At 57.5% G+C, this 6,215-nt stretch carries 5 protein-coding genes; 3 read left to right on the forward strand and 2 right to left on the reverse strand.

Going from position 1 to position 6,215, the window contains the following annotated elements:
- Positions 1-129: 129 nt before the first annotated feature.
- Both APU02_RS03320 and dfrA14 read right to left on the reverse strand, forming a co-directional pair.
- Positions 130-582, reverse strand: coding sequence for an NAD(+)--rifampin ADP-ribosyltransferase Arr-2 (locus APU02_RS03320; protein WP_000237816.1), 453 nt, complete (start codon positions 580-582; stop codon positions 130-132).
- Between the two features lie 110 nt (positions 583-692).
- On the reverse strand, positions 693-1,166 hold the full coding sequence (gene dfrA14 / locus APU02_RS03325) for a trimethoprim-resistant dihydrofolate reductase DfrA14 (protein ID WP_004201280.1): 474 nt from the start codon (positions 1,164-1,166) through the stop codon (positions 693-695).
- Between the two features lie 155 nt (positions 1,167-1,321).
- On the opposite strand from dfrA14, the gene intI1 reads away from it, so the two are divergent.
- The 3 genes from intI1 to APU02_RS03340 all read left to right on the forward strand — a co-directional run bounded on the left by intI1 (position 1,322) and on the right by APU02_RS03340 (position 6,173).
- Complete coding sequence (gene intI1, locus APU02_RS03330; protein ID WP_000845039.1) at positions 1,322-2,335, forward strand: class 1 integron integrase IntI1; 1,014 nt, start codon at positions 1,322-1,324, stop codon at positions 2,333-2,335.
- 305 nt (positions 2,336-2,640) lie between these two features.
- Positions 2,641-3,198 (forward strand): recombinase family protein, encoded by a 558-nt coding sequence (locus tag APU02_RS03335; protein WP_001162012.1) that lies wholly within the window; start codon positions 2,641-2,643, stop codon positions 3,196-3,198.
- Positions 3,199-3,200: 2 nt separating this feature from the next.
- Positions 3,201-6,173, forward strand: coding sequence for a Tn3 family transposase (locus tag APU02_RS03340; protein ID WP_001138073.1), 2,973 nt, complete (start codon positions 3,201-3,203; stop codon positions 6,171-6,173).
- Positions 6,174-6,215 lie beyond the last annotated feature (42 nt).

Here is a 6,215-nt window from a genome sequence, read left to right on the forward strand (position 1 = left end):
AAAGGCTGCCTCATCGCTAACTTTGCAACAGTGCCGGGTGGCGCGCCTATTGCGCATAAAATGGCGAAGCCATGCGCAACAGGCGCGGAATCTCTGGCGTCCGGTTTGATGGCTTTGTTATGCAAAGGACTAGTCTTCAATGACGTGTAAACCACGGCGCTTTAAGTCCTCTAACGAATCCAACATTCCCCTTATTAATTCAACAGGATGCCCCTCCCAGTCTTCAACAACGCCAACAATTCTCAAGGGTTCGCAGGTTCTATAGGACTGTGTTGGATTACCGGGAAATTTTTTGTTCGTAAGATTCGGATCGTCTTCGAACGGTCCTGTTGGCTCAACTATGTATATGTAGCCGCGACCCTCGAGGCCAGACAGTGACATAGCAAGTTCAGCTCCCCAAACTGCTGGCTCCATCAAGGCTGAAAAGTAGATGTGCTTAAGAATACGACCGTCCTCGAAATGAGAGATGAACCCTGTGGTTAGCAAGTCACCAATCGCCAAATTGGCTTTGGTTCCATGATAGAACGGTCCTTGCACCTGCTTGTAATTATCATGAGAGATGGGAATCCAATCTTTTACCATTTTAAGACCCTTAATTGTTGGGATTTGGCTGCATAACGTCGCTATCAATCGCGGAAAAGGCGTAGTGCGCGAAGCGAACGAAGCTTTTTGCCGTCGATTGCATAGCTTTGTTAACCCTTTTTCCAAATTTGATAGCAATAGTTAATGTTTGAAGTAAAGTGTTGCTCAAAAACAACTTCGAAGGTATTTGGAATACTCGGGAAGAAAACATCCCCCTCTGGCTCGATGTCGATCGTCGATAAGTGGAGCGTAGAGGCCATGGGTAATGTTTCTCGGTAAATTTCTCCGCCACCAGACACTATAACGTGACCGGTGAATTCAGCTAGCCTGTCCATGGCCTCTTCGATTGACTGAAATACAACTACATTGTCATCATTTGATGTCCAACCTGAGCGGGTAACGACCGCGTATTTCCTATTGGGGAGTGCGCCCATAGATTCAAACGTCTTGCGACCCACCAGAAGCCACTGATTGTAGGTCAATGCTTTAAAAAGTAGCTGCTCCCCTTTCGCGGACCAGGGTATGTCTGGACCGCAACCAATCACGCCGTTTTTCGCTTTCGCAGCCATCAATGATACTTTCAAGGTTCTCATCCTGGGTTAACTTTGTTTTAGGGCGACTGCCCTGCTGCGTAACATCGTTGCTGCTCCATAACATCAAACATCGACCCACGGCGTAACGCGCTTGCTGCTTGGATGCCCGAGGCATAGACTGTACAAAAAAACAGTCATAACAAGCCATGAAAACCGCCACTGCGCCGTTACCACCGCTGCGTTCGGTCAAGGTTCTGGACCAGTTGCGTGAGCGCATACGCTACTTGCATTACAGCTTACCAACCGAACAGGCTTATGTCCACTGGGTTCGTGCCTTCATCCGTTTCCACGGTGTGCGTCACCCGGCAACCTTGGGCAGCAGCGAAGTCGAGGCATTTCTGTCCTGGCTGGCGAACGAGCGCAAGGTTTCGGTCTCCACGCATCGTCAGGCATTGGCGGCCTTGCTGTTCTTCTACGGCAAGGTGCTGTGCACGGATCTGCCCTGGCTTCAGGAGATCGGAAGACCTCGGCCGTCGCGGCGCTTGCCGGTGGTGCTGACCCCGGATGAAGTGGTTCGCATCCTCGGTTTTCTGGAAGGCGAGCATCGTTTGTTCGCCCAGCTTCTGTATGGAACGGGCATGCGGATCAGTGAGGGTTTGCAACTGCGGGTCAAGGATCTGGATTTCGATCACGGCACGATCATCGTGCGGGAGGGCAAGGGCTCCAAGGATCGGGCCTTGATGTTACCCGAGAGCTTGGCACCCAGCCTGCGCGAGCAGCTGTCGCGTGCACGGGCATGGTGGCTGAAGGACCAGGCCGAGGGCCGCAGCGGCGTTGCGCTTCCCGACGCCCTTGAGCGGAAGTATCCGCGCGCCGGGCATTCCTGGCCGTGGTTCTGGGTTTTTGCGCAGCACACGCATTCGACCGATCCACGGAGCGGTGTCGTGCGTCGCCATCACATGTATGACCAGACCTTTCAGCGCGCCTTCAAACGTGCCGTAGAACAAGCAGGCATCACGAAGCCCGCCACACCGCACACCCTCCGCCACTCGTTCGCGACGGCCTTGCTCCGCAGCGGTTACGACATTCGAACCGTGCAGGATCTGCTCGGCCATTCCGACGTCTCTACGACGATGATTTACACGCATGTGCTGAAAGTTGGCGGTGCCGGAGTGCGCTCACCGCTTGATGCGCTGCCGCCCCTCACTAGTGAGAGGTAGGGCAGCGCAAGTCAATCCTGGCGGATTCACTACCCCTGCGCGAAGGCCATCGGTGCCGCATCGAACGGCCGGTTGCGGAAAGTCCTCCCTGCGTCCGCTGATGGCCGGCAGCAGCCCGTCGTTGCCTGATGGATCCAACCCCTCCGCTGCTATAGTGCAGTCGGCTTCTGACGTTCAGTGCAGCCGTCTTCTGAAAACGACACCATGTGCAAACGATGTCAGAATAGAGTTAAATTTCCTATTGATTGACATATTCCGTCAAAGGTAATAGATTTCATCCTGACACTTTTGCCTTTGGAGGCATCTTGCAAGGTCAACGCATCGGCTATGTCCGCGTCAGCAGCTTCGACCAGAACCCGGAACGGCAATTGGAGGGTGTTCAGGTGGCGCGGGTGTTCACCGACAAGGCTTCTGGCAAGGACACCCAGCGTCCCGAGCTGGAAAGGCTGCTGGCCTTCGTCCGCGAGGGCGACACCGTGGTGGTGCATAGCATGGACAGGCTGGCACGCAACCTTGATGACCTGCGCCGCATCGTCCAAGGGCTGACACAACGGGGCGTGCGCATGGAGTTCGTCAAAGAAGGGCTGAAGTTCACCGGCGAGGACTCACCGATGGCCAATCTGATGCTGTCGGTCATGGGAGCCTTCGCTGAGTTCGAGCGCGCCCTGATCCGCGAACGTCAGCGCGAGGGAATCGTGCTGGCCAAGCAGCGCGGTGCCTACCGGGGACGAAAGAAATCGCTGAACAGCGAACAAATTGCCGAGTTGAAACGGCGAGTTGCGGCAGGCGACCAAAAAACCTTGGTGGCCCGTGACTTCGGCATCAGCCGCGAAACCTTGTACCAGTACCTGCGGGAAGACTGACCATGCCACGCCGCTCAATCCTGTCCGCCACCGAGCGCGAAAGCCTGCTGGCACTGCCAGATGCCAAAGACGAACTGATACGGCACTACACGTTCAACGAAACCGACCTGTCGGTGATCCGTCAGCGTCGCGGCGCCGCGAATCGATTGGGCTTCGCTGTGCAGCTTTGCTACTTGCGATTCCCTGGCACCTTTTTGGGCGTCGATGAGCCTCCGTTTCCGCCCCTGTTGCGCATGGTGGCCGCGCAACTCAAGATGCCAGTGGAAAGTTGGAGCGAGTACGGCCAGCGCGAACAGACACGGCGGGAGCACTTGGTCGAGCTGCAAACGGTTTTTGGGTTCAAGCCCTTCACCATGAGCCACTATCGGCAAGCCGTGCATACATTGACCGAGCTGGCCTTGCAGACCGACAAAGGCATCGTGCTGGCGAGCGCACTTGTCGAGAATCTGCGGCGGCAGAGCATTATCCTGCCCGCCATGAATGCCATCGAGCGCGCAAGCGCCGAGGCCATCACCCGTGCCAACCGACGCATTTACGCGGCGCTGACCGATTCTTTGTTATCACCCCACCGTCAGCGCCTGGACGAACTTCTCAAGCGCAAGGACGGCAGTAAAGTGACGTGGCTGGCATGGCTGCGCCAGTCGCCTGCCAAACCGAACTCTCGCCACATGCTCGAACATATTGAGCGCCTGAAATCCTGGCAAGCACTTGATCTGCCCGCAGGCATCGAGCGGCAGGTTCACCAGAACCGCCTGCTCAAAATCGCTCGTGAAGGTGGCCAGATGACGCCTGCTGATCTGGCAAAGTTCGAGGTGCAACGACGCTATGCCACGCTGGTAGCGCTGGCCATCGAAGGCATGGCCACCGTCACCGATGAAATCATCGACCTTCACGATCGCATCATCGGCAAGCTGTTCAACGCGGCCAAGAACAAGCATCAGCAGCAGTTCCAGGCTTCCGGCAAGGCGATCAACGACAAGGTGCGGATGTATGGGCGCATCGGTCAAGCGTTGATTGAGGCCAAGCAAAGCGGCAGCGATCCGTTCGCCGCCATCGAGGCCGTTATGCCCTGGGACACCTTCGCCGCCAGCGTCACCGAAGCGCAAACATTGGCGCGGCCTGCCGACTTTGATTTCCTGCACCACATCGGTGAAAGCTATGCCACGCTACGCCGCTACGCGCCGCAGTTCCTGGGCGTGCTCAAATTGCGGGCTGCGCCCGCCGCCAAGGGTGTGCTCGATGCCATCGACATGCTGCGCGGCATGAACAGCGACAGCGCGCGCAAGGTGCCCGCCGATGCGCCAACCGCATTCATCAAGCCGCGCTGGGCAAAGCTGGTTCTGACCGACGACGGCATCGACCGGCGTTACTACGAGTTATGCGCCCTGTCGGAGCTGAAGAACGCGCTGCGCTCCGGTGATGTCTGGGTGCAGGGTTCTCGCCAGTTCAAGGACTTCGACGAATACCTGGTGCCGGTCGAGAAGTTCGCCACTTTGAAGCTGGCCAGCGAATTGCCGCTGGCAGTGGCCACCGACTGCGACCAATACCTGCATGACCGGTTGGAATTGTTGGAGGCGCAACTCGCCACAGTCAACCGCATGGCTGCGGCCAACGACTTACCGGATGCCATCATCACCACCGCGTCAGGCCTGAAGATCACGCCGCTGGACGCGGCAGTACCAGACGCCGCGCAAGCCATGATCGACCAGACAGCTATGCTGCTGCCGCACCTCAAAATCACCGAGTTGCTGATGGAGGTCGATGAATGGACGGGCTTCACCCGCCACTTCACACACCTGAAGACCAGCGACACGGCCAAGGACAAAACCTTGCTGTTGACGACGATCCTGGCCGACGCGATCAACCTGGGTCTGACCAAAATGGCCGAGTCCTGCCCTGGCACCACCTACGCCAAGCTGTCTTGGCTGCAAGCCTGGCACATCCGCGATGAAACCTATTCGACGGCGCTGGCCGAGCTGGTGAATGCGCAGTTTCGGCAACCCTTCGCCGGCAACTGGGGTGACGGCACCACGTCATCGTCGGACGGCCAGAACTTCAGAACCGGCAGCAAAGCAGAAAGCACTGGTCATATCAACCCGAAGTATGGAAGCAGTCCAGGACGGACTTTCTACACCCATATCTCCGACCAGTACGCGCCCTTCAGTGCCAAGGTGGTCAACGTGGGCATTCGTGATTCAACTTACGTGCTTGATGGCCTGCTGTACCACGAGTCGGACTTGCGCATCGAGGAACACTACACCGACACGGCAGGCTTCACCGATCACGTGTTTGGCTTGATGCATTTGCTGGGATTTCGCTTCGCGCCGCGTATCCGTGACTTGGGCGAAACCAAGCTATTCATCCCCAAGGGCGATGCCGCCTATGACGCGCTCAAGCCGATGATTAGCAGCGACAGGCTGAACATCAAGCAAATACGCGCCCATTGGGATGAAATTCTGCGGCTGGCCACCTCCATCAAGCAAGGCACGGTAACGGCTTCGCTGATGCTGCGCAAACTCGGCAGCTACCCGCGCCAGAACGGCTTGGCCGTGGCGTTGCGCGAGCTGGGGCGCATCGAGCGCACGCTGTTCATTTTGGATTGGCTGCAAAGCGTGGAGCTGCGCCGCCGCGTCCATGCGGGGCTGAATAAGGGCGAGGCGCGCAACGCGCTGGCCAGGGCGGTCTTCTTCTACCGATTGGGTGAAATCCGCGACCGCAGTTTTGAGCAGCAGCGCTACCGGGCCAGCGGCCTCAATCTGGTGACGGCGGCCATCGTGTTGTGGAACACGGTATATCTGGAGCGTGCCACCAGTGCTTTGCGTGGCAACGGCACGGCGCTGGACGACACATTGTTGCAATATCTGTCGCCGCTGGGGTGGGAGCACATCAACCTGACCGGCGATTACCTATGGCGCAGCAGCGCCAAGGTCGGTGCGGGGAAGTTTAGGCCATTGCGACCGCTGCCACCGGCTTAGCGTGCTTTATTTAATGAGATGGTCACTCCCTCCTTCCCGGTA

This window comes from Citrobacter sp. 50677481, assembly GCF_001463265.1.
GTDB classification, from domain to species: Bacteria; Pseudomonadota; Gammaproteobacteria; order Enterobacterales; family Enterobacteriaceae; genus Citrobacter_A; species Citrobacter_A sedlakii.